Source organism: Parabacteroides vesiculifaciens (assembly GCF_049860805.1).
Classification (GTDB): domain Bacteria; phylum Bacteroidota; class Bacteroidia; order Bacteroidales; family Tannerellaceae; genus Parabacteroides.
Genome location: NZ_CP187555.1, coordinates 2,379,154 through 2,403,701, shown reverse-complemented (window position 1 = coordinate 2,403,701; position 24,548 = coordinate 2,379,154). Strand labels below are relative to the sequence as shown.

Below are 24,548 nucleotides of genomic sequence, written 5' to 3'. Positions count from 1 at the left end.
CGTTGTTTATTTTTGCTGTGCGTCCTCTGCAGATGCAAACACGGATGTTTTGTCTACACGGATGCGTACGCCATCAGAAATTTCAATTAACATATATGTGTCACCGATTTCTTTAATCTTTCCGTAGATACCTCCGGCTGTGATCACTTTGTCACCCGTTTTCAAGGCTTCACGGGCTTTCTGAATTTCCTTTTGTTTCTTTTGTTGCGGACGGATCATAAAGAAATAGAAGATCGCAACAATAACAACCATCATCAAAATACCAGACCATTGCTGGCTTCCGCCGGCTGCCTGGAGTAAAATAGTAAGTAAGCTCATATAACTATAAACATTAATAAGTTAATATCAATTCGATACTGTCACAAATGTAAGGATAATAATTAATCTTTGAGCAATAACTTTTCTTTTTTTAACTCGCTGACTACAGAATCCAAAATACCGTTGATAAACGTTCCGCTTTTCGGGGTGCTGTAGTATTTGGCTGTGTCGATATATTCGTTCAGTGTCACGTTGATGGGAATTGTCGGGAACGTCATGATTTCTGCCAGTGCGACCTGCATGATAATAAGGTCCATATTGGCTATGCGTTCGGTCTCCCAGTTCTTCATGTGCTTGTTGATACGTTCGCGGAATTCGCTTCCTTTCATCAAAGATTGGCGGAATAATTTGATGGCGAAAGACTGATCTTCGAGATCTTTAAACATCGGCAACAATTTTTGTTTGCTTCCGGCTGATTTTTCGAATTGCTTGATCGTTTTCAGCGTAAATGTTTCGACGATGGAAATGTCGTCGTTCCAATAAATACTTTTGTCTTGCAGATAGTCGTCGATCGTTTCGTTGCCGCAAATCAGTTTTTTGAATACAGTGCGCCAGAATTCTTTGTCTGTCTCGTATGAATCGTTTTCGTTGTTCAGATATTCCTCGTACTGTTCGGACGATAAGATCTGGTCGAGCACCATCTTGATGAAGTCTTCGTCGTTATCCCATGAAAGGCCCTGTTCGGCCACATACTTCCGAAGCGCTTCGTTTTCGGCGATTTGTGCAGCAAAACGATTGTCTATCAGGCGAGTGTTCGGATTTAGTTCCGCTTCTGTCGGCATATATTTGTTTTTACGGGCATCCAAGATGCGTCTTTGCAAATTAGTGACGTCGACAATTAGGAGAAGGAAGTAATGATATAAGTCATAAGACTTTCTAAGGCTGAAAAGCAATTCGTTTTCCGCTACTTTGAGGTCGTTGTTTCCGTTTTGATAGTAAGAATATACTATCTGTAAAACTTTAATGCGGATTAAAATTCTGTTGATCATCGTTTGAAGGAACTACTTGTTATAAATTTAGCTGCAAAGTTAGTCATTCTTTTCATAAAAGTTCGCCGCTTTGCTTAATTTTATGCGTGTTATTTATTATTTCGTAATATTCTGAATCTTTATATGCATTTTCATGCGTTAAAATAGTTGTTGTTTAAAAAAAAATGCACATATTTGAGGCAAGTTATGATAATTGGGTGGGTGTTTAACGAATGTTTGCTATAATGGAAGACTCGATGAAGAAAATGCAGGTTGAAGGTGGTGACAAAGAGATTTTATACTCTAAAACCATTAAGGCAGGAAAAAGAATTTATTATTTAGATGTAAAGAAGAATCTGAAGGACGATTTATTTCTGGCTGTGACGGAAAGTAAGAAGGTACAGCCCAAGAATGGTACGCAAGTTTCTTTTGAAAAGCATAAAATTTTCCTGTACAAAGAGGACTTTGACAAGTTCATGGATGGAATGAATGATGTAATCAGTTACATTAAACAATGTAAAGCCGGACAAAAGCCGGCGGAGACAGCGTCGGATGAAGACCGACAGGATGATGATCCGGATGAGATCAAGCTGGATATCGAATTTTGACGAAGTCGGGAAAGAATGAGAAAATAATAAGGGACTGTTCCTTTCGGGAAACAGCCCCTTATTTTTATAGGCCCTGTTGAAAGAAACCTATTAATGTTGCGGTTTTATTATGCCGGATGAATTGCTTCAGTAGGACAAGCATCTGCGCAAGTTCCACAATCTGTACACATTTCAGGGTCGATGCTGTATTTGTCACCTTCTGAAATTGCTCCTACCGGACATTCGTCAATACAAGTACCGCAAGCGATACAATCGTCACTAATTACGTAAGCCATTTTTTTAAACGTTTAAATTGATAACTATTAGTTCGTGCAAAAATAGAGCTTTCTTTGAATTAAAAAAAGAACTCCCCCTTTTTTTTACAAATAAATGCTCTTTTGCAATAAGTCGGGCTCTTTCCCGTTATAAATTCAAAATTACGAAAAGAATTGAGACGTCTACTGTTTATTATATGTGTGTTCTTTCTGTCTGCAACTGCTGTAGTGGCACAGAAAGAAAAGGTGAAGAATCAGCCCTATGCGGATTTGAAATGGTTTCATCTGGGATTTCATGTCGGTTTGCATGCGCAGGATTTGATATTGACCAATACCGGTGTGGCTACAAACGGTGAAACCTGGTATGCCGAGATTCCGAGTTATTCACCCGGCTTTAGTGTCGGGGTTATCGGGGATATGTACCTGAATCCTTATTTCAATCTGCGTTTTACGCCGACCATCCATTTCGGGGATAAGAAGTTTGTGTTCCGTCGTCCTGAGATGGAAGGGATGGAGGGTACGGATGAAAATCCGGTGGTAAGTATGTATTCCACTTCTGTCCGCTCCAACTACCTGACATTTCCGCTCGATGTGAAGTACAGCGCTTTCCGTGTGAATAACTATCGTCCTTATCTGATTGGCGGTATTTACGGTGCTTTCGACCTGGGGCGTAAAAAAGGAAATCCGATCCTGCTGAAAGGAACGGATTTCGGTGTCGAGTTTGGCATCGGATGTGATATCTATCTTCCGTTTTTTAAATTATGTCCGGAACTGAAGTTTAGTTTCGGTCTTGTCGACTTGTTGGAAAAAGACCGGAGCGACCTGACGGACCAGGAGTTGATCAAATATCCGAACTCCCTGTCTAAAGCGACTTCCCGGATGGTGACGCTTACCTTCAATTTCGAATGAACAACTCGATATAAATGTAGCTTGCGGGAACAGCCAACATGACGCTGTCGAAGCGGTCCAGCATACCTCCGTGGCCCGGCAATATATGACCGGAGTCTTTTACTCCGAGCGTACGTTTCAGCAGGGATTCGATCAGGTCTCCCCATGTCCCGAACAGGACGACCGTTGCTGCCAGTCCCAACCAATTAAGACGGCTTATTTCCGGTGCGAACCAGGCAAATGCCTGCGAGGAAGCCAACACGAGGATCAGGCCGCCAAAAAAGCCTTCCCATGATTTTTTAGGAGAGATCCGTTCAAATAATTTCCTTTTTCCGATCAGGGAACCGACCAGATACGCGCCGGTATCGTCCAGCCAGACAAAAATAAAGATAGCCATGATGAAAAGCGGCGTGTAGGTCATGACACCGGGTGTACCCGGTTCTGCGCCTATGAAGTTCAGCATGGAGAAGGAACCGGCACAATACACCTGGGCAAAGAGTGTGAATGCCCAGTTGTTGATCGGGTTCGGTGCCTTATAATAGAGTTCGGCTATCATTGTCAGCATGATAAAAAGCAAATAGGGAAGGAAGATCTTTCCGTCCGTCAATCCGTTTGCATAGACGAAAGTGGCGATAAACAGATATACCCCTCCAAGCACGTTCAAGGCCTGTTGCAGGTTCGCATTTTCATAATGTTTAATCAGACCTCCGAATTCCCAAAGGGTTAATCCTGTTATGACACAAAAAAGAATGAGGAAAAAAATCGGATGGATGCAAATGGCACTGACCAGTACCACGACGAATATAATGCCGGTTAACGCCCGTATAATCAGATTTTTCAAGACGATAGTGTTTTTTTATTGATTTATTCAGCTACAAATATAATTAAAAAATAAATTCCATGCCCATCTGTATCAAATTTCGTGGACATGGAATTATTATTCTTGTGCGGATAGTTATACACTTACTGTCTTACTGTCGGGTGTTGTGACATTTGTGTCATCTTCCTGCTTTTCTGTATCGGTTACTTTTGCTTCTTCTTCGGTTTTTTTACCGTTTGCTTTCTCTTGCAGTTCCAGAATCTCTTCCGAGCGGGAAACCCAAGCGCGTTTACCGAAGATATGTTCGACATCTTCCGTGTAGATCACTTCCCGTTCCAGCAATACCTGTGCCAGCATATTGTGTCCTGACGCATATTCTTTCAGGATACTTTTGGCCCGTTCGTATTGTTCGTTAATGATGGCTTGTACTTCCTGGTCGATCATCCGGGCTGTTTCCTCACTGTACGGTTTGGTGAAGCCCCAGTCCTGTCCGCTCGAATCGTAGTAGTTCAAGTTCGGCAGGCGGTCGCTCATACCGAAATAGACAACCATGGCATATGCCTGCTTTGTCACGCGTTCCAGGTCATTGGATGCTCCGGTCGAAATTTTGCCTAAGAAAAGTTCTTCTGCAGCTCGTCCACCCAAGGTTGCACACATTTCATCCAGCAACTGTTCGCGGGTGGTGATCTGGCGTTCTTCCGGCAGATACCAGGCGGCGCCTAATGCTTTACCTCGCGGAACGATCGTTACTTTAACCAACGGATTGGCATGTTCCAGCAGCCAGCTCAATGTGGCATGACCAGCTTCATGGTTGGCGATACATTGGCGTTCGTCAGCAGTTGTTATTTTAGTGCGTTTTTCCAAACCTCCGACGATACGGTCTACCGCATTCATGAAATCATCTTTTTGGACAAACTTTTTACCGCTACGGGCGGCAATCAAAGCGGCTTCATTGCAGACATTGGCAATGTCGGCACCGGAGAAACCGGGAGTCTGGCGTGCCAGGAATTCGGCATCGACGCTTTCGTCGATTTTGATCGGACGCAGATGCACTCCGAATATCTCTTTACGCTCGTTCAGGTCGGGCAATTCCACGTGGATCTGACGGTCGAAACGTCCGGCACGAAGCAACGCCTTATCCAGGATATCGGCACGGTTGGTGGCCGCCAGGATAATAACACCGCTGTTGGAACCGAAACCGTCCATTTCCGTAAGCAATTGGTTCAACGTGTTTTCACGTTCATCGTTGCTGTTCATATTTACATTTTTGCCACGGGCACGGCCGACCGCATCGATCTCGTCGATAAATACGATACAAGGAGCTTTTTCTTTTGCCTGGCGGAACAGGTCACGTACGCGAGAAGCACCCACACCGACGAACATCTCCACGAAGTCCGAACCGGACAATGAGAAGAACGGAACGTCCGCCTCTCCGGCTACAGCCTTGGCCAATAGTGTTTTACCGGTTCCGGGAGGGCCTACAAGTAAAGCGCCTTTAGGTATTTTACCTCCTAATTCCGTGTATTTTTCCGGGCTTTTCAGGAAAGAAACAATTTCTTCCACTTCCTGTTTCGCCTCTGCAAGGCCGGCGACATCTTTGAATGTCACTTTCCGGTCGTTGTCTTTATCGAATAGCTGTGCTTTTGCCTTTCCCACACTGAATACTCCGCCGGGACCACCGCTCGTGCCGCCTGACATGCGTCGCATCAGGAAGATCCATACGACGATGATCAGCAGGATCGGACCGAACGAAACAAGGAAATTCCAGATTGCATCATCGCCTTCTTCAAAGCTGACTTGCGTATTGATATGATTATCAGCAACAGCCTTATCGTAGAAGTCCGAAAATTTGTCAGCCGACGGTATTTTGACATACACTTTCGGGTTTGTGCCCAATGCCACACTGTCTTTTTTAAAGACCAAACCTTTCTGACCGTCTTTTACGGTTGCTTCAACCAGGTTCTTTTTATTGTAGACAACCATCCGGTCGAATACATTTTCCTGGGCCAATTTCTGGAACTCGGTCCAGCCTAATTCTTTAGATGCCGAAGAATCATTTGTCAGATACAAAGCGAAAAGCATTATAAAGATGAGCCCGTACATCCAATAAAGATTGAATTTGAACATCTTTTGCTTATTGTTCTTCGGCGCTTTGTTAAACATGTCGTTTTTATTTTCCATATGTGATTATCTCTATACTATGTAAGATCGGTCATCAATCGAGGTTGACAATCTGGGTCACTTTGGCATCCGACCAAAGATTTTCCAGGTTATAAAACTCGCGAAGTTCCGGTAAAAATATATGTACAAGAACCGTGCCATAGTCCATCCCTATCCATTCGGCACGTTGTGCACCATCTATTGAAAGCGGTTTTTCGCCGGCTTCACGGTGGGCAAAATCCCAGGCTGAATCAGATAATGCGGAAACTTGAGTGGGTGTACTTCCTTCGCAGATTATCATATATTGACAGATTGTGCCGGACAATCGGGTTAAGTCTACGGTTACAATGTTTTTGCCTTTCTTTTCCTGTAGGCCTTTTACAATCGTTTTAACTAATTCTTCTGTTTGATCCATCTATTTTTTATTGAGTAATATTCGAAGTTGCAAATATACTTCTTAAATTTATTATGTGGGTGATTTCCCTCTATTAATATATGTATATACTTGCAAAATCAAAACAAGCAGGAAAAGAAAAAAGTTTATTAAAGAAAAATTTTTACCGTATCGTTTGTTTATTTTGAAAAAGTATGTACTTTTGCACTCGCTAACAAGGGAGTTAGTTATTTGAAATTGTTCAATGGTGTAATGGCAGCACAACAGATTCTGGTCCTGTTAGTCCAAGTTCGAGTCTTGGTTGAACAACAAAAAATAAATAGATCCTTTAGTCAGAAACACTTTGTTCAATGGTGTAATGGCAGCACAACAGATTCTGGTCCTGTTAGTCCAGGTTCGAGTCCTGGTTGAACAACAAAAAAGGTTCGTCATTCTTTTGAGTGACGAACCTTTTTTATATCCGGTTATTTATATTTGACCCATTTGATCATCTCCTTGATACTTGGTTTCTTACCGTACATCAAGATACCTACGCGATAGATTTTTGCCGAGAACCAGACAATGAATATGGCTGTGGCAAACAGCAAGGCGAACGAGAGCACCAATTCCCATACCGGAATGTCGAACGGCAAACGGACCATCATCACGATAGGCGAGGTGAACGGAATCATCGAACACCAGAAAGCCAGCGGGCCGTCGGGATTATTCATACTGTAGATTCCGGCATACAAGCTGAACGCCATCAAAAGCATGATCGGAGTCATGAACTGCTGGGTGTCTTCCTGCTGCTCAAGGGCGCTGCCGATGGCGGCAAACAAAGCTGCATACAATAAATAGCCCCCGATAAAATAAAGAACGAAGCAAATGCCGATCATCCCGAAGTTGATCGAATTGATAATTTCCTGTACTTGGATGCTGATGGCAGAGGAGCCAGCAGCCATATCGCCTACACCTTGCGCGGTCATCTGCGCTGTCACCATATCTTCAGGCGACGCGCTGCCACCGAAGAAGAAAAGGCTTCCCGATACCAATACGGTCGTCAGGATTCCCCACAGGAATACCTGCGTCAGGCCGACGAAACCGATACCGATTATTTTCCCCATCATCAGGTCGAACGGCTTGACCGACGAAATCATGACTTCGATGATGCGGTTCGTCTTTTCTTCCATCACTCCTTGCATGACCATTGCGCCGTACATGATGATAAACATATAGATAATGAAAGTCAATATCATACCGAGGATAGAGGCGACCTCGGCCGAAGTGCTTTTCTCGCTTCCGTCTTCGTCCCATTTGATGGTCTTGATATTGAAATTGATCTTGCTGTCTTCGATGATCTGTTTCAGGTTGTCGATATTGTAAGAGGCGAGCTTCTCGTCTTTCAGATATTCGGACAGTGTTTTGTCGATCGTGTTTTTCAATCCCATCGGTATCTGCTTCTGTGAATAGAGCGTTGCGGCAGTCGGGTTTTGCAACAAATCATCTGTTATATTCAGGAACGCAAATATCTCCTTGTCCGGATTTTTGCGATACTCATCCAAGCTGGAGCCTTTTTCGGCAATGAAGGAATATTCTTCCGTGTCTTTGAACAGCGGAGCGTATTTGCCCGTCGCGTCGATGATCGCCACCTGTTTGGCATCATCTCCTTTGATGGTGGATAACCAAAGCGGAACGAATACCAGAGCGGCAAACAGGAACGGTGTCAGAAAGGTCAGCAACAAGAACGATTTTTTGCTGACACGGCGGAGGTATTCTCTTTTTATTATAAGTCCTATTTTATTCATGCTTGCGTAGTGTTTGTACCGGAGACGGTGTTAATAAATATGTCGTTCATTGAAGGTATCTCTTCCGTGAAGGAGATGATTTCGGTCTGTCCCGCCAATGTGGAAAGGAGGGCGGAGTTGGTAATGCCCGGCTCTTTATGGATACGCACTTCGCTTGTCCCGGCCAAGTCTTTTTCCGTCAACAGGCCGAACATTCCGGGGATGGCTTGTATCTTCCCTGATCCGGTATGGAAACGGACGGTGAAGTTGTTTGTCCGGAAACGGTTTTTCACTTCTGTCACATTACCGGAAAGCACAACCTGCGAACGGTTGATCAGCGCGATGTTGTCGCAGATCTCTTCTACGGATGACATGTTGTGTGTGGAAAAGATGATGGTGTGTCCGGCCTCTTTCAATTCGAGGATTTCTTTTTTCAGCAATTCGGCATTTACGGGGTCGAATCCGCTGAACGGTTCGTCAAAGATCAATAGCTTCGGTTCGTGGATGATGGTGATGATAAACTGGACTTTCTGCTGCATCCCTTTGGATAGCTCTTCCAGCTTCTTGTTCCACCAGGGCATTATATCGAATTTTTCGAACCAGCGCATCAACCGTGTGCGGGCTTCCTGGTAAGAGAGTCCTTTCAACTGCGCCAGATAGATGGCTTGTTCGCCGACTTTCATTTTTTTATACAGGCCGCGTTCTTCCGGCAGGTAACCGATCTGATAGATGTCTTCCGGTTGAAACTCACGCCCGTTAAAGCGGACAAAGCCGCTGTCGGGGGCCGTGATGCGGTTGATGATACGGATCAGTGTGGTCTTGCCGGCTCCGTTCGGCCCTAATAACCCGAAGACTTTTCCTTCGGGAACTTGGATGCTGACCTTGTTGAGGGCGAGGTGGTTGGCGTATTGCTTTACCACGTCTTCCGTTTCTAAAAAGTTCATAGGCATTACATTTTTAATATGATTCTTTCTCCTAATTCTTTACTTAATACATTCTTTATTTCGTTCAGGCGCGTGAGCTTTTTCATCAGCTCGAAAACCTGTTCCATGTCTTCGTTGTTTTGCATACTTTTGATCTGCGCCTGTATCTCTTTGATCTGCGAGAGGATATAGGCATCTTTGAAAGCATACAGTTCACGGATTACCAACTGGTCGAGTTTGTCTTCTTCCTGTTCCAGTTCCCTGTATTTGGTGTGATATTTGCTGAGCTGATACTTTTCGCTGATCAGGTTGGCGGCAAGGCGACTCACGTTCGGGTCGGGGTGGGCGAGGAAATAGCGGTTCGCGATGAACCCTTCGGATTGGCAGCGATCGGCCGCTTCGTCCATCATAGTCTTGAAAAGCGGAGTATAGAAGGTCAGATCGTCGCGTTCCAGTTCGGAACGGATATATTCGGAAACGCGGATTATGACTTCCTCGTTCGTCTCTTCATCCGTATATTGGAACAGGATGCGCTCGCCGTAACGCACGATGTATCGCAATAAGGCAACTTCGTACACCTCATAAGGCGAACGTTTCGGCCCGACCGGAATATTAGCCGGCGGTGTGAAAGGTGCTGGCGGCGGTATGCTGCCTTCTCCGTCATCGGGACCGTATTCTTCAGGCGGTGGCGGCGGGATCGTATTGTCAGGAGGCAGGGGACTTTCCTGTGGTTGTTCCGTCAGTACCTCTTCCGGGTAGGGCTGGTAACCGGGAATATCCGGATATTCGGGGATATTGACGGGAGTAGCCGGGATGGAGGAGGACGGAGTATTTGTTTGCCTTTCTTTCTTGTCGAGACGGATTCTGTTTACTTCGTTCAACAGGATCATCTCGTCTATTTCCATCATCGCACTGCATTCCCGGATATAAAGGGAACGGGCGATATTGTCGGGGATGATAGCTACCGTCCGGATAATATCGGCGATCAGTGCCGACCGTTTGATCGGGTCCGTTCCGGCATCATCCAATAGCAGGCGCGTTTTGAAACGGATGAAATCCGTCTCGTTCTGCCGGATGAACTCGGCAAACTGGCTTGCGTTGTGCTTGCGGGCGAAAGAATCCGGGTCTTCTCCGTCAGGAAGGAGCACCACTTTCACGTTCATACCGTCTTCTAATAGCAGATCGATACCGCGCAAGGCTGCTTTAATACCGGCGGCATCGCCGTCATAGAGTACAGTGATGTTATTGGTGAAGCGGTGGATCAGCCGTATCTGTCCCTGTGTCAGGGCTGTACCCGATGAAGCGACCACGTTCTCGACCCCTGCCTGATGCATGGAAATCACATCCGTATAACCTTCCACCAAGAAGCAGCGGTCAGCCTTTACAATCGCCTGCTTGGCGAAATAGATCCCGTAAAGCTCGTTACTCTTATGGTAAATCTCACTTTCGGGCGAGTTGACATATTTGGCCGTCTTTTCGTCTTTCTTCAGGACACGCCCCCCGAAAGCAACCACCTTCCCGCTCAACGAATGGACCGGAAAAATGACACGTCCGCGGAAACGGTCGTTTACCCCGCCGTTGTCGTAGACAATCACCAGACCTGTCTTTTCGAGAAATTCTTTTTTGTAGCCGCTTTTTGTAGCCGCTTTATACAGGGCGTCCCGTTGGTCGAGGCTGTAGCCTAACTGGAATTTGCGAATCGTATCTTCGCGGAAGCCACGTTCGGCAAAGTAGCGCAGGCCGGCCGCTTTGCCTTCCTGATGTTCGTAGAGCTGCGTCGTGAAATATTTCTGCGCCCAGCTATTGACGATCAGCATACTCTCGCGGTTGCTGCGTACCTGCTTTTCGCGTTCCGACAGTTCCCGTTCCTGTATTTCAATGTTATATTTCTTGGCAAGATAGCGAAGCGCGTCATAATAAGTCAGCTGTTCATGCTTCATAATGAAGTGAACAGCTGTACCTCCTTCGCCGCAGGCAAAGCATTTACAGATATTCTTTGTCGGCGACACATAGAAAGAGGGTGACTTGTCGCTGTGGAAAGGGCACAATCCTACATAATTGATCCCCCGCTTCCGAAGGGTAACGAACTCGGAAACAACGTCCACAATGTTTGCAGCATCCAATATCCGGTCTATGGTAGGTTGATCGATCATTTAGCTCCTTACTTTTCAGTTGCAAAGGTAAGAAGATTTATGATTTTTGGATTATACAATGACAACCTGTTTTTCTATTTATAATTTTCCATGATCAGACCCTCCGGATGCTGCTCGTCTATGTATAAGGCGGCTGGCCTGGTGTTTGGCTTGTCTTTGGCCGGTTCTGAGCTATTTATTGATGACATTTTGGGATATAGGTTTTTGTATTCATTGTACATATCCGGATCCCATTCGTATTTAGGTAAGAATGTACGAGTAGATATTGTTGTTTCCTCTTTACCTTCAAATTCGGTAACGGTATAAAGACTTACCCGCATAAATAGATTTTCGTAATTAATTTTCGCTATTTCATATGTTTGGGCGTTAGGAACAAAAACCACATTTGCGTCATGTCCTATCAGATCTTGGTAAGAACTTCTGACTGTAAAGCGCTGATTGGAAAAGTCAAAATCAAAGATACCTTTTCCTCCTGTATAACTACCGGAAAGTACATCTGATTCGTAATATGTCATCTGGAATCCTGTTCCATTAGTTCCTAAACTTCCAAAATCTTTATAACAATCTGGACTCTGTGGTATAAAAGCCTCTTTTTCTTTTAAATATTTCTGATAATCAACATCTCCTGAATAGGCTGATTTTAACCAATACTTAACAAAGTCGATTTCAACCCATTGCTTTTTTATATGGGACTGTAAATCCGGGTTAATGACCAAATCATAATCACATTTAGTAATTCCGCGAAGGTGATAAGCTCGTTCTCCCAGAACGCTTACCGGCACATTTGGATCATAGTCAGCCAAAGGATTTAAATATACGGTTGGTTGCTCCCGCAAATTCCAGGAACCGACTTTGCCTACTTTGTTTTCTGTAAACGGAACTCTAAGCGAAGTATTTGAACTCAGGATTGTTGAAGTTCCAGTAACTTCAAAATTACCTCTTGTTGTAATTTCAAGATCGCTTTTGATAACAGAAGGCTTCTTATTTATCAATCCCGTTAGTTTTCCTACTATTTTAGCAGCCTTTTTAATTACATCTAAGCTAATACCACGGGTTTTATTTACAACGTTGTTAGTAATATAATTTTCGGCATCTCCTCCGATAATGGTTCCTACATTTAAATTTATAGGAGTAGAAGATTGAGTGGATCCGTAAGTCAGTATAGTCCCATTAGAATATGCATATGAAGTTCCGAAAAAGTTGTAATTTGTAGTATTTTCGGATTCGCATAAAAGTTCCATATATTGTACAGAGGTATTATTCGGATTATATGCCAAAGCGATTTGAAAGCAGTTCCAACCTTGAACAATGCCCTTGGCGTTTCCTTGTACGGCATTGGTACAAGTCCAGGATTTAAGCGTCCCTAAGTTGATTGGAATTGCAACATCGGCTCCCATATTCAACCAAGTTTGATCAATTTTCCCAATTTGTTTCAAATTCATTTCCTGTACTTTTGGTTAATGAATTTCTAAATTCCAGAGAAAGAGGATAAATGATACCTGTGTCTTCTGCAACCAATTGCTCTGTTTTTATTCCCATATCGGTATCGGAGACCGATAATTGATTGTCATTACAAGAAAAAGCTAATGTTAAAAAACATACGCTTGCTATTGCTGATGTAAAAATATTTGTTTTCATATGATTAGTCATTTTAATTGTTTTTAATTTTCGGCCAAGGAGCATTTGCATATCCATACCCTTTCTTCTGAGGGTTTGTATACAAATTTAAATCACCAATCCATTTTGGATTGTTTAGTATCGAATCTGGGATGATCCCTGTTATTTTGTTATGTTTCATATAAAGATCTCCTTTGAAACTAAGTTCTTCACGTTGTATAATGTATTCAAAAGGAAATTTGGTGTAATCATTGTAGTCTAAATCCAATCGAATACCTTTTATATTGTTAGGCAGTTCTCCTCTTAAATGGTTTCTGCTTAAATCCACTATAGTAAGGCTCGGAGCTGTTTCCGTAATATCTTTCGGTAATTCGCCCGAAAGTTCACATTCTGACATAATGATCCTCCAAACTTTCGGTAGTGATAGAATCCCTTCCGGTATTTGACCCATGATTGAGGTTCCTACGATACTAATCTCTTCCAGGTTTTTCAGGTTGGAAATAGATGTCGGAAGAGCTCCTTCGAATCCTTTTCCGTCTATCAGAAGTACTCTTAACCCGGTCAGTTTTCCGATTTCTTCCGATAGCACTCCTCTGGGGAATGGGGTGTTGCATACAAGATGGAGTTTTTCGACCCGATACTCGTTTGTGGCTGAATCGGAAAGATATCCTCCTACTCCTGTCCATGTTGAAAAGTCGTTCAGGTCCCATTTATTATCCCAAAATTCTCCACCTCCGGCTTTGTAAAGAGCGACGAGTGCCAAACTGTCTTGCCGACTTATATGTGGAGCAGGAGGGCCGACGGGAGATGGATCGGGATCGGAAGAACAACTGCTGGCTATTGACAAGATGATAAATGCTATCCAGACAATGTAATGATTTTTTTCCATGCGATTGATGATTTATGGATGAACGTTTTTTATTTGATATCGGCACATCACAATATATTAAAAAAGTGATGGTTCGCATGAGGAGAAAAACGGATCGGTTCTTGAATAGGAACTAACTCTGTTTTTTAAGACTGTTGCTTCAAATAAGATATCTCATTGCGGGAGATGTCTCTTTTAGTTTGATCTCTTTTTGTTAACGAGTGCAATATATGAAAAAAATAATTGATCAACAAGGTTTTGTCTTAAAAAAAATATTTTCGCAGATATGGAGATATTTTTATTCTCCATATAATTCTATCTGTCTTTTTTTTAATGAAACATTGCATAAGTTATTCGCAATAATATATTCTTTGCAATCTAATAATAGATCCATTTCACGTCTTCGCGAACAATAACATTGAACATTAGGATGAATTATTATAGCAAAAAACATCTGGCTATTAGATGTGATTTTGATGTTGTTTTTGAATTTTTGCATTACAAATTGCTTTGTTTTGGAGCTGTTTGCTCACTCGAACTTCCTCAGAAAAGAGTATTCCGGACGGTATTCAAAAAATATCCGGTCGCCTTTCCAAAAATCATCTAAATCATTTTTGAAATGATCTTAATGATTAGGGAAAAGCATGCAGATGAAAGTTGACTTTTATTCGGATGAATATCGGGAATCATTTAGATCAATTCTAAAAGGTGAACGGATAAGAGTATGAAACGTCTCGTATCGATTATCAAAATGTGCTTTTCAGCAGGATATTTCAGCTAAAAGATAGAAAAAGATGGTCTGATTTCAACTATCATAAAAAGCGGAAAAAGCCGGTTTTGCTTTCTTTACGACAAAAAAGATCTGTATAAGGTTTGTCTTAGACGAAATTCAGCTTGTAATTCAGGCTTGTGGCTGTTGTTTTGTCAAATGCCAACTTCCGGAGAAACGCTTTTGTACGAGTTGTCTTGCATATCCATCCATATAGAACATAGAAAAAGGCTCTGATTTATCAAATTGACATTTTGATGAGACGTTTTGATTGGAGGTGTGTCGAAACAAAATCCTGTTTACTAATAGACATAATTTAAGCACGGATTACACGGAAAGAAAATAAATTTATCCGTGTAAATCCGTGCCTAAAAGATCGTGATAAAGGTGTTTTGACACACCTTCCTGTGGCTTGCTGTGAGTTATTGTACCAATTATTCTTCAATCTCCATCTCATCCAGCAAATATCCTGCTCCGGCATATTTGTCCATGATGAAGAGGACGTAGCGGATGTCGACGATGATGCTGCGCTGGTAGTCGGGGAGGTACTGGATGTCGCCGCCGACCCCTTCCCAGTTGCGGTCGAAATTGATGCCGATCAGTTCGCCGTTCGCATTCATCACAGGGCTGCCGGAGTTTCCACCGGTCGAATGGGTAGTTGTACTGAAAGCGACAGGCATTTTTCCGCCGGGAGCTTTGTAGCGTCCGAAATCTTTGGCGGCGTACAATTCTTTCAGACGGGCGGGCACGACGAATTCCCAGTTGGTGGAATCTTCTTTTTCCATCACGCCGTCCAGTGTTGTTTGATGACCGTAGTAGTCGCAGTCGCGCGGGCTGTAGCCTTTTACCTGTCCGTAGGTGAGGCGCAGGGTGAAGTTGGCGTCGGGGAAATTGGCACGGTCGCCATACATGGCCAGCAAACCTTTTACATAACGGCGGTGAGCCATTGCATACCCATCTTCAAATTCTTTTAACGCATTCTTCAGATTGGCTTCTTCTGCACGGACAGACTTGGCAAAAAGAATCATCGGGTCGTTTTCCAACGCTTTGGCAGACGGGCGGGAAAGGAATTTATTGAAATTATCCTCACTGCCGAAGATGGATGCCTCGAACAGATAGTCGACGAACCGGTCCGTGTCTCCTTTAAACTTCTTGTCGACCAGTCCGAAATAGGCCGGTTGCGCTTTCGGGTCGATCTGGCTGCGGTATTCTTTCAGCATCACTTTGGCGATTTTCTTGTCTACGTCGGCCGAGTAATTGCTGTTGGCAAATCCATGATAAGCCCGTTCCAACAGCCGGAGCTGTTCCTGTCTGGCTTTTTTGTCTTTCCCTTTCAGGGCTTCTATGACCGCATCCGTTTGAGTCGGCACGCTTGTAAATTCAATCCCTCTCAGAATCGCTTCGTCCAACATCCAACTGCGGAAACGCAGGTCTTTACGATCCGATACGATCTGTTCGAGTGCCATCAAGGCATCGGGATAGCTCGGTTCGCACATTTTGTTGGACCAGGCGATCAGTTTGTCCTGTTCCTCCTTTTTCACTTGTTCGAAATTCCGCTTTTTGATGGCCCAGTTGCTGCCGATCGCATTTTTGTAAGCATTTGTCGAGCCAGCATATTTGCTGGCATACTGAATCCGGACAGCCGGGTCTTTCAGCATCTCGTCCAACATGACTTTCTGGCGCAAATCACGGATGTGGATGCGGACCGTGTTGTCGATATCACGGCGTTCCGCCACTTCCCAGGAAGTATAGTATTTATTGGTCCGGCCGGGAAATCCCATCATCATGGCATAATCGTTTTCCTGGACGCCTTTCAATGAAATCTTAAACCAGCGTTTCGGGCGAAGCGGAACATTTTTGTCGGAGTAGGGAGCCGGATTGCCGTTCGCATCGGCATAGACGCGGAAGACGGAGAAGTCGCCCGTATGACGCGGCCACATCCAGTTGTCGGTATCTGCGCCGAACTTCCCGATCGACGAAGGAGGAGCCCCTACGAGACGGACATCGGAATAGATTTTCTTTGTGAACATGAAATACTGGTTGCCACCGTAGAACGCCTTGATCTCGACTTCCGTGCCCGGATTATCCTGCAGGAACTTTTCTCCGGCTTTTGCTTTTGCCAGTCCGTTCAGAAATTTAGGGGAGAGGAAGTTCATGCTGTTAGGATCGGTGTCTTTTTCCAGTTCCTTTTTCACATAGTCGGTCACATCCTCTATTTTATCGATGAAAGTGACGGTCATGCCGGGATTCGGAAGTTCCTGATCGCGCGACATGGCCCAAAAGCCGTTTGTCAGGTAGTCATGCTCCAGCGTACTGTGACGCTGGATGCAGCCGTAGCCGCAATGATGGTTGGTCAGGAGCAATCCTTCCGGTGAAACGATCTCGCCCGTGCAACCGCCTCCGAAGATGACGACGGCATCTTTCAGGGAAGCCGAGTCGGGGCTATAGATGTCATAATCTTGCAATTTAAGTCCCAGAGCTTGCATTTCCGGGAATTTTTGTCCTTTCAGCAAAGGTAGCAGCCACATGCCCTCATCGGCTGTTACCGGTAGCGACAGGATGGCTGCCGCGAGGGAGATGATGAGTCTCTTCATTGTTTTATGATTTATGATTTATGAATTATGATTTATGATTTCAGATTTATGGCTTTATCGTCTTCATAAATCATAAATCTGAAATCATAAATCTTACCATTGTTTATACGGATGTTTTGTCAACATCGAGTTATAGTAACGACGATCTCCACTGACCTCTTGTCCGATCCAGTCGGGCCGTTCAAAAGGTTCGTCCTCGTAAGCCAATTCTATTTCCGCTAAGATCAGCCCTTCGTTCTCGCCATGAAAAACGTCGATTTCCCAAGTGTGTTTTCCTGCCGGGACCAGATTGCGCATTTTGTCTATGGCTCCGGGTTCGCATAGTTTCAATAGCTCTTCCGCATCCGCTAACGGTATCTTCTGTTCGAACTCGTAGCGGCTCAACCCTTTCTCATCCGATGCGCCCTTGATCGTGAGGAATCCTTCTTCCCCCCGGATGCGCACCCGTACTGTCCGTCCGGGTTGTGAGCAGATATACCCTTGCACGATACGTTGTGCCGAGGTCACTTGCCGGCTGAAGTCACCGGTGACAAGGAATTTTCTTTCTATTTCGGTAGCCATGATGAGCAGTGGATAATTGACAACTTATTTAATCGTTACCATCGTTGCTCCGAAGCCGTATTCGCGGAAGGAGGCATCTTGGTAATAATGTTGTTTGTATTTTGTTTTTAGTTCTTTCTCGATTGCCTTGCGCAGTACCCCGTCGCCTTTTCCGTGGATAAAGACGATTTTCTGTCCTTTGTTGGCTGCGTATTTGGAGAGCACTTCATGGAATTTTTCCAACTGGTAGTTCAGCATGTCAGCGTTACTCAGCCCATTGGTGTTGTCCAGTAGTTCAGTGATATGCAGATCCACTTCGAGGATAGCGCTGTCTGTCGCTTTCTTCTTGACGATCGTTTGGGGAGCGCGGCGGTCTTCGCGTACTTTTTGCTGCATGGCTTCCTGTAATTCGGCTGCGGAAATCAGCAATTCTTTTTCAGGGATGTCCTGGCGCACGATCGGGTAGACCATTGCATCTTCGTCGAAGAAATCGTTTTCCATGAAGCAGTGTTGCTTATAGAATTTGACTGTATCGAGATGGAGTTCTACCGAAATGGCATTCTTCAATGAATAAGGTTTGTCCTTTTTGAACGCGATCAGTTGCACGCAGATACGTTCCAAGTCGTTCAGTTCTTCTTTGCCGAATTCTTCTAAGAAAATCTGTGTATTCGGCTCTACGATACCGTTATAGCGGCTGATCCAACTGTTGTTTTGGCGATTCATATAATTGAAGAACAGATAGTAATTGCTGTCATTGATGAAATAGGTTTCGTAGCCGCTTCCCTGCATCACTTTGGCAGGCTCTATCGGGAGGTAAGCCAAGTAGATATTCAGCCGTTCGCCCTCGGCGGTTTCTGCCGGGATAGGCGTCTCGTTGTTCGGTAGAGACGCACGGCTGTGCGTCTCTACGGTGGCGGTGTGCGATGGTGTCTGTGTAGCGGACGCCTGTTCCACGGAAGGCAACGGTGAACGCCGGGAGCTGTGCACCTGCATCTCGCTATCTCCTACGACAACACATTCACGGATCAGCGCCGGTACTTCGAATCCGTCTTCATCTTCCACCAAAACCTGGTCTTTCCCTTTGAAACTACGAACGACACCTCCACCGGTGCTGTTCAGGAAACGCACTTTGTCTCCTACTTTTATGTTACTCATAATTCGATTTACTTTTGTTATTTGCCACAAAAGTAGTAAAATTCAGCGATTAATCCGGTTTCGGACGGTTGATTTGCCAACCTTGTTTTTTATAGGAAATACCAGCATATCATTTTGCTATACTTATAAGGGTAAAGCATGGCAAAATGAAGTGTTAAAAAATATTACCCGCAATACTAATTCCAAATACATGCATAACTAATTCGATTTAGATGGGGTGGTAGTGACATTTTGATAAATCCGGGGCCGGATTCTTGTTCGTGTTTTCTGATACTTTTTACCTATAAATTTGTACTTTTGCAACCCGGTTCGATTAAAAGAGCCTGTAATAGCAAAAGTCATGACAACACAGACGCAACAGATACGTATCGAAGATTTTGATTATCCGCTGCCTGACGAGCGGATCGCCAAATTCCCGTTATCCAAACGGGATGAATCGAAACTCTTATTATATAAGGAAGGAAAAGTCAGCGAGAGTATATTCAAACATATTACGGATTACTTGCCGGATGGATCTCTGATGGTATTCAACAATACGCGGGTGATCCAGGCGCGTCTGCTGTTTCAGAAAGAGACAGGTGCGAAGATCGAGATTTTCTGCCTGGAACCGGTAGAACCGCATGACTATGCGTTGGTTTTCCAACAGACCGAACGTTGCCGCTGGACTTGCTTAGTCGGTAACCTGAAGAAATGGAAAGAAGGGTTTTTAAAGAAGGAGGTGCAGTTCGGTGGCGAGACGGTCATATTGAAAGCTGAAAAATTGCAGACCTGCGGGGACAGCCATCTCATCGAGTTTACATGGGATCATCCGACGTGCACGTTTGCCGACCTGTTGGATGCGGCAGGCGTGTTGCCGATCCCTCCTTATTTGAACCGGGAAACCGAGAAAAGCGATTTGCAGACCTACCAGACGGTCTACTCCAAGATAAAAGGTTCGGTGGCCGCACCGACAGCCGGTTTGCATTTTACACCGGAAGTCCTAGCCGCTATCGATGCGCAGGGGATCGGACGGGAAGAATTGACGCTTCATGTCGGAGCCGGGACATTCAAGCCTGTGAAAAGCGAGACGATCGAAGGGCATGAGATGCATACGGAATTTATCTCCGTACGCCGGAGTTCGATCGAACGGATTAAGAATAACCTCGGTAAGATTATTGCGGTCGGCACGACTTCGGTCCGTACGCTTGAAAGCCTCTATTATATGGGCGTCACGCTGGCTTCGAAACCGGATGCCACTGCCGAGGAACTGATTGTTAAGCAGTGGATGCCTTACGAAGAAGCGAATAACAAGCTGACGGCTGACGAGGCCTTGCAAAATATTCTGGATTATCTGGACCGTCGCCAGGCAGACAAGTTGGTGACGGCTACCCGGATCATTATCGCTCCGGGCTATGCGTTTAAGATCGTGCGCGGCATCGTGACCAACTTCCATCAGCCGAAAAGCACGTTGCTGTTGCTGATATCCGCTTTTGTGAAAGGGGACTGGAAAAATATTTATGATTATGCCCTGGCGCATGATTTCCGTTTTTTGAGTTACGGGGATAGCTCGCTATTGTTATAAAGTTCATACAATAAATCATACATAATCCTGTTTAATAAAACATAGATTATAGCAAATGAGACAATTTATCCCATATTTGTTCCTGTTGCTGACTGCGTCTTTCTTGTATTCCTGTAAATCAGCGAAACTGAGTGACGCGGAAGAAAAGCAGCGTATCGGCGAATATTTTGAAGCGGCGGCCATTTACAGGAAAGTATATACGAAAACACCTCCTGCCAAGCGTGACTTGCGTGGATATATCGCTTTTAGGATGGCGGAGTGTAACCGCTTGATCAACAATACGCCGCGTGCGACCAGCGCCTATATGAATGCGCTCAGGTATAAATATCCGGACAGTATCGTGAATCTCCGTCTGGGGCAGATGTACCAGAAGAGCGGACGTTATGGGGAGGCAATCAAATATTACAACGATTACTTGCTGGGGGAACCGGGCAGCGTGTTGGCCTTTAATGGTGTGACGGGCTCGGAGGAAGCGGTGAAATGGAAACAGTCGCCAACCCGCTATACGGTGAAGCGGATGGACAAGTTTAACTCCCGCCGTTCCGAATTCAGCCCGATGCTGTATGGCGAAAAGTACGATCAGTTGTATTTTGCTTCCACCCGTACGCCTAAAGGTGCCGGGAAAGATAAGGAAGAGACCAATAGCGCGATCACCGGACAGCGGAATAACGATTTCTTCTTGGTCAAGCAGGATGAAAATGGAACTTGGCAGGCTCCGGTCGAACTGGAAGATGAGGTAAATACGGAGTTCGATGAGGGAACGCCTTCTTTTTCCAAAGACGGGAATACGATGTATTATACCTATTGCGCACAAGACCCGGAAGGACCACGTACTTCGGAAATCTATATATCTTCCCGCAGTAGTGCCAAATGGGGAAAAGGAACCAGGGCGAGCATCGTAAAAGATTCGGTGACGGCTCTCGGTCACCCCTCGATATCGCCGGACGGCAAGTATCTGTATTTTGTGTCGGATGCCGTAGGTGGTTATGGAGGTAAAGACCTGTTTCGGGCACGTGTCGTGGGAAGCGACTTCGGGCCGATGGAGAATCTGGGACCGGATATCAATACGCCGGGTGATGAGATGTTCCCTTACGTGCGGGATTCCGTAACGCTCTATTTTGCTTCCGACGGGCATCCGGGAATGGGAGGGTTGGATATTTTCAAAGCGACCTTGGACAGTACGGGTAAGTGGAACGTCGAGAATATGAAAGCTCCGATCAACTCGGCCGGCGATGATTTCGGAATCACGTTTGCCGGAAACAAGGAAAGCGGCTTTTTTAGTTCCAACCGCAATGATGCGCGTGGATATGACCATTTGTATTCTTTCGAATTACCGGTTATCACTATCTTTATCGAAGGTATCGTGTCCGATGTGGACGAGAACCCGATAGAAGATGCAACGGTCCGTATTGTCGGCAGGGACGGTCTGAACGAAAAAGTGCTGGCAAAGAAAGACGGTAAGTACAAGGTTGAACTGGAACGTGATATCCGCTATGTGATGATGGCAAGCGCACGTGGTTATCTGAACCAGAATTTCGAACTGAAAACAGGGCCGGAGGAGAAGAACGAGACATATATCGTGGACTTTTTCCTTTCCCCGATCAGTAAACCTGTTGTGATCGAAAATATATTCTATGATTTCGACAAGGCGACTCTGCGTCCGGAATCGAAGAAGGCATTGGACGAAATGATCAAGATGCTGAATGATAACCCGAACGTGACGATCGAATTGGGTGCACATACCGACCGCAAAGGTACGGAGCAATATAACGAACGGTTGGCGCAGCGGCGGGCACAATCGGTTGTCGACTATCTGATTGCCGGGGGGATTGCCCAGGACCGGCTCGAGGCGAAAGGATATGGCGAAAGCGTCCCTAAAACGATCAACAAGAAGATGGCCAAGAATTATGATTTCCTGAATGAAGGAGATGTCCTGACCGAAGAATTTATTGATAAACTGACACCTGAACAGCAGGAGATTGCAGACCAGATAAACCGCCGGACGGAATTTAAAGTATTGCGGACGAACTATAATTTGTTTTGATTTATCGATAAGGTAAAAAGATATAAGGTACCTCGAATTTTAAACCTGTAACCTGTAAGAGGTTATCCACAGAACACCGGCATTTTTTTCTGAATGAGCCCGCCGGTTTTCGGATAACCTCTTACTTTTATGGATAAGACCGTTAATTATTTATTTCTCCGGTTATTTAATTCCTGATAAATCATATCTTTGCAAGCGATAAAAACAAGATACTATGAGGATGAGAATACTTTGCCTATTATCTTTTACATTGATATTTAGCGCCTGCAACGGCCAGCAGACGAAGAAAACGGAGGCTGGAGACACGAAAGGACGTACGTTTCAAATGGTCTCTGTCCCCAGCGTCATCACGGAACCGGAAGAACGCGCCGCTTACTTAGTGCAACACTATTGGGATAAGTTCGATTTTACGGACACCACCCTGATCCATCTCCCGGATATTACGGAGCAGGCGATTTCCGATTACATCGGCATGATGAAATATGTCCCGGAAATAACGGCCGTTGCTTCCATCAAAGATATGATGGGCAAAGCGTCGGCAGACAGTACGATGTTCGCCTATTTTTCCAGCCTGTATGAAAAGTATCTCTATGATCCGAATTCCCCCATGCGGAATGAGTCGTTGTATATCTATGTGCTGGAAACGGTTTTGGAAGCGCCAGTCCTCGATGAGGTAAGTAAGATACGCCCCGCCCATTTGCTCGAACTGGCGCTTAAAAACAGGGTAGGGAAACAGGCTGCGGATTTCACCTACACGCTGGCGGACGGTAAGAAAGGGACGCTCTATCACACGAAAGCCGATTATCTGCTCTTGTTTTTCTATAACCCGGATTGCCATGCCTGTAAGGAAATTACGGACCAGCTTGCTGCTTCTCCGCTTGTGACGGAGTGGATCAGGAACAACAAGCTTAAAGTCCTGGCTGTTTATCCGGATGAGGATCTGGAGGCTTGGAAAAACCATATTTCTTATATGCCTGCAAGCTGGATCAATTCTTATGACGCTACGGTGAGTCTGAAAAATGATGAGATTTATGATTTGAAAGCAATACCGACTCTTTATCTGCTGGACAAGGATAAGAAAGTTGTATTGAAGGATGTGACATTCAATCAGGTAGAGAATTATTTAAAACAATGATAAACGATATGAAAGCAAGGACTATTTTATTATCAATGGCTTTGGTGGCCGGAGTCAGCCTGAATGCTTCGGCTCAGTTTAAGATCGGTGGTAAATCCATCAATACTAAAAAGTTGGTGAATGCCGCATCTGACGCGGCAAAAGCGGTGACTCTGTCGGACGAGGACGTGGCTGCTATGGCTCGCGAGTATATCCAGTGGATGGATACGCATAATGAGGTTGCCGGACCGGAAACGGAGATGGGACAGCGTTTGGCAAATCTGACGAAAGATATCAAGATCGAAGGGTTAAAACTGAATTTCAAGGTTTATAACGTTATAGACGTGAATGCTTTCGCTTGTGGCGACGGGAGTGTGCGTGTTTGTGGTGGTTTGATGAAGATTATGGACGACAATGAGGTGTTGGCCGTTATCGGGCATGAAATCGGCCATGTTCTGCATACGGACTCGAAGGACGCCATGAAACAGGCTTATATGACGTCGGCGGCTAAAAACGCAATTGGTGCCGCCAGTAATACGGCGGCCAAATTGACAGATTCGCAATTGGGAAATTTGGTGGATGCTTTTGCCGGTGCGCAATATTCGCAAAAACAGGAAAATGCGGCGGACGATTATGGCTTTGAGTTCAGTATCGCGAACGGCATCGATCCTTATAGTATGTATAATTCGCTTAATAAACTCTTGGAACTAAGTGCGGAAGCTCCTAAATCATCCAAGTTCCGCCAGCTGTTTTCGAGCCATCCCGAAACACAAAAACGTGTCGAAAGGATGAAAGAAAAAGCGGATGAATACACAAAGAATCAGCAATGAACTGTTAATCACCTTTAAACTGATGATTTGCAGGTTAAAATAATGCTAAAAGCTTAAATATTCTGCCGTAAAACTATGCTACATAACATAAAATCCGTATATTTGCACTGTGTTTTTCATGGTATTAGATTTAAGGTTAGCAATGAAGATTGGTTGTCGTGATGACAACCTTTTCTTTTTTTAAGCCCTTTGTGCTTTTCTTTCCTT

The 24,548-nt window shown here is 44.8% G+C and carries 21 protein-coding genes and 2 tRNA genes; 8 read left to right on the top strand and 15 right to left on the bottom strand.

Going from position 1 to position 24,548, the window contains the following annotated elements; genetic code table 11:
- Positions 1 to 6: 6 nt before the first annotated feature.
- The gene (gene yajC, locus ACPYIV_RS09820; RefSeq protein WP_293732802.1) at positions 7 to 318 is read right to left on the bottom strand and encodes a preprotein translocase subunit YajC; all 312 of its coding nucleotides are present in this window, start codon (positions 316 to 318) and stop codon (positions 7 to 9) included.
- Between the two features lie 62 nt (positions 319 to 380).
- Positions 381 to 1,307: a transcription antitermination factor NusB gene (gene nusB, locus ACPYIV_RS09815; RefSeq protein ID WP_293732803.1), complete on the bottom strand. Its 927-nt coding sequence runs from the start codon at positions 1,305 to 1,307 to the stop codon at positions 381 to 383.
- Between the two features lie 224 nt (positions 1,308 to 1,531).
- Between nusB and ACPYIV_RS09810 the strand changes: the two genes are divergently transcribed.
- Complete coding sequence (locus tag ACPYIV_RS09810) at positions 1,532 to 1,894, top strand: DUF3276 family protein (protein ID WP_293739502.1); 363 nt, start codon at positions 1,532 to 1,534, stop codon at positions 1,892 to 1,894.
- Positions 1,895 to 2,001: 107 nt separating this feature from the next.
- On the opposite strand, the gene ACPYIV_RS09805 is transcribed toward ACPYIV_RS09810, so the two are convergent.
- Positions 2,002 to 2,169 (bottom strand): DUF362 domain-containing protein, encoded by a 168-nt coding sequence (locus ACPYIV_RS09805; protein ID WP_186931001.1) that lies wholly within the window; start codon positions 2,167 to 2,169, stop codon positions 2,002 to 2,004.
- A gap of 153 nt (positions 2,170 to 2,322) precedes the next feature.
- Here ACPYIV_RS09805 and ACPYIV_RS09800 point away from each other — a divergent pair, with 153 nt between their 5' ends.
- Positions 2,323 to 3,057 (top strand): porin family protein, encoded by a 735-nt coding sequence (locus ACPYIV_RS09800; protein WP_293739454.1) that lies wholly within the window; start codon positions 2,323 to 2,325, stop codon positions 3,055 to 3,057.
- Here ACPYIV_RS09800 and ACPYIV_RS09795 read toward each other — a convergent pair.
- The 3 genes from ACPYIV_RS09795 to rsfS form a co-directional block, all read right to left on the bottom strand.
- Positions 3,044 to 3,877 carry a phosphatidate cytidylyltransferase gene (locus tag ACPYIV_RS09795; protein WP_293732805.1) on the bottom strand — a complete coding sequence of 278 codons (834 nt, stop codon included), beginning with the start codon at positions 3,875 to 3,877 and terminating at the stop codon, positions 3,044 to 3,046. The genes ACPYIV_RS09800 and ACPYIV_RS09795 overlap by 14 nt on opposite strands.
- Positions 3,878 to 3,991: 114 nt before the next feature.
- Entirely contained in the window at positions 3,992 to 6,037 is a 2,046-nt protein-coding gene (ftsH, locus tag ACPYIV_RS09790; protein WP_293732806.1) for an ATP-dependent zinc metalloprotease FtsH, read from the bottom strand.
- Positions 6,038 to 6,071: 34 nt separating this feature from the next.
- On the bottom strand, positions 6,072 to 6,431 hold the full coding sequence (gene rsfS, locus ACPYIV_RS09785) for a ribosome silencing factor (protein ID WP_293732807.1): 360 nt from the start codon (positions 6,429 to 6,431) through the stop codon (positions 6,072 to 6,074).
- Between the two features lie 217 nt (positions 6,432 to 6,648).
- Here rsfS and ACPYIV_RS09780 point away from each other — a divergent pair.
- Together ACPYIV_RS09780 and ACPYIV_RS09775 are read left to right on the top strand one after the other, a co-directional pair.
- Positions 6,649 to 6,719: transfer RNA gene (locus ACPYIV_RS09780), tRNA-Gln, on the top strand.
- A 35-nt stretch (positions 6,720 to 6,754) separates the two neighbouring features.
- Positions 6,755 to 6,825, top strand: a tRNA-Gln gene (locus tag ACPYIV_RS09775).
- Positions 6,826 to 6,874: 49 nt separating this feature from the next.
- On the opposite strand, the gene ACPYIV_RS09770 is transcribed toward ACPYIV_RS09775, so the two are convergent.
- From ACPYIV_RS09770 to ACPYIV_RS09730, 9 genes are all read right to left on the bottom strand, one after another.
- Positions 6,875 to 8,194, bottom strand: a complete 1,320-nt coding sequence (locus tag ACPYIV_RS09770) for an ABC transporter permease (RefSeq protein WP_293739453.1) — start codon at positions 8,192 to 8,194, stop codon at positions 6,875 to 6,877.
- Positions 8,191 to 9,117, bottom strand: coding sequence for an ABC transporter ATP-binding protein (locus ACPYIV_RS09765; RefSeq protein WP_293732809.1), 927 nt, complete (start codon positions 9,115 to 9,117; stop codon positions 8,191 to 8,193). The genes ACPYIV_RS09770 and ACPYIV_RS09765 overlap by 4 nt, the downstream gene beginning before the upstream one ends.
- Positions 9,118 to 9,122: 5 nt before the next feature.
- Positions 9,123 to 11,249 (bottom strand): DNA primase, encoded by a 2,127-nt coding sequence (dnaG, locus tag ACPYIV_RS09760; RefSeq protein WP_425886421.1) that lies wholly within the window; start codon positions 11,247 to 11,249, stop codon positions 9,123 to 9,125.
- A gap of 74 nt (positions 11,250 to 11,323) precedes the next feature.
- Entirely contained in the window at positions 11,324 to 12,691 is a 1,368-nt protein-coding gene (locus ACPYIV_RS09755) for a hypothetical protein (protein ID WP_293732813.1), read from the bottom strand.
- Positions 12,663 to 12,887 carry a hypothetical protein gene (locus ACPYIV_RS09750; RefSeq protein ID WP_293732814.1) on the bottom strand — a complete coding sequence of 75 codons (225 nt, stop codon included), beginning with the start codon at positions 12,885 to 12,887 and terminating at the stop codon, positions 12,663 to 12,665. The genes ACPYIV_RS09755 and ACPYIV_RS09750 overlap by 29 nt, the downstream gene beginning before the upstream one ends.
- Before the next feature lie 13 nt (positions 12,888 to 12,900).
- Complete coding sequence (locus ACPYIV_RS09745) at positions 12,901 to 13,755, bottom strand: leucine-rich repeat domain-containing protein (protein ID WP_293732815.1); 855 nt, start codon at positions 13,753 to 13,755, stop codon at positions 12,901 to 12,903.
- Between the two features lie 1,182 nt (positions 13,756 to 14,937).
- Positions 14,938 to 17,097 carry a S46 family peptidase gene (locus ACPYIV_RS09740; RefSeq protein ID WP_425886420.1) on the bottom strand — a complete coding sequence of 720 codons (2,160 nt, stop codon included), beginning with the start codon at positions 17,095 to 17,097 and terminating at the stop codon, positions 14,938 to 14,940.
- 93 nt (positions 17,098 to 17,190) lie between these two features.
- The gene (locus ACPYIV_RS09735; protein WP_425886419.1) at positions 17,191 to 17,658 is read right to left on the bottom strand and encodes a CYTH domain-containing protein; all 468 of its coding nucleotides are present in this window, start codon (positions 17,656 to 17,658) and stop codon (positions 17,191 to 17,193) included.
- A 24-nt stretch (positions 17,659 to 17,682) separates the two neighbouring features.
- Positions 17,683 to 18,792, bottom strand: a complete 1,110-nt coding sequence (locus ACPYIV_RS09730; protein ID WP_425886418.1) for a DUF2027 domain-containing protein — start codon at positions 18,790 to 18,792, stop codon at positions 17,683 to 17,685.
- Between the two features lie 340 nt (positions 18,793 to 19,132).
- Here ACPYIV_RS09730 and ACPYIV_RS09725 point away from each other — a divergent pair, with 340 nt between their 5' ends.
- The 4 genes from ACPYIV_RS09725 (at position 19,133) to ACPYIV_RS09710 (ending at position 24,341) form a co-directional block, all read left to right on the top strand.
- Positions 19,133 to 20,353: an S-adenosylmethionine:tRNA ribosyltransferase-isomerase gene (locus ACPYIV_RS09725; protein ID WP_293732818.1), complete on the top strand. Its 1,221-nt coding sequence runs from the start codon at positions 19,133 to 19,135 to the stop codon at positions 20,351 to 20,353.
- 55 nt (positions 20,354 to 20,408) lie between these two features.
- The gene (locus ACPYIV_RS09720) at positions 20,409 to 22,397 is read left to right on the top strand and encodes an OmpA family protein (RefSeq protein WP_299360329.1); all 1,989 of its coding nucleotides are present in this window, start codon (positions 20,409 to 20,411) and stop codon (positions 22,395 to 22,397) included.
- A 214-nt stretch (positions 22,398 to 22,611) separates the two neighbouring features.
- The gene (locus ACPYIV_RS09715; RefSeq protein ID WP_425886417.1) at positions 22,612 to 23,532 is read left to right on the top strand and encodes a DUF5106 domain-containing protein; all 921 of its coding nucleotides are present in this window, start codon (positions 22,612 to 22,614) and stop codon (positions 23,530 to 23,532) included.
- A gap of 8 nt (positions 23,533 to 23,540) precedes the next feature.
- On the top strand, positions 23,541 to 24,341 hold the full coding sequence (locus tag ACPYIV_RS09710) for a M48 family metallopeptidase (RefSeq protein WP_425886416.1): 801 nt from the start codon (positions 23,541 to 23,543) through the stop codon (positions 24,339 to 24,341).
- Positions 24,342 to 24,548 lie beyond the last annotated feature (207 nt).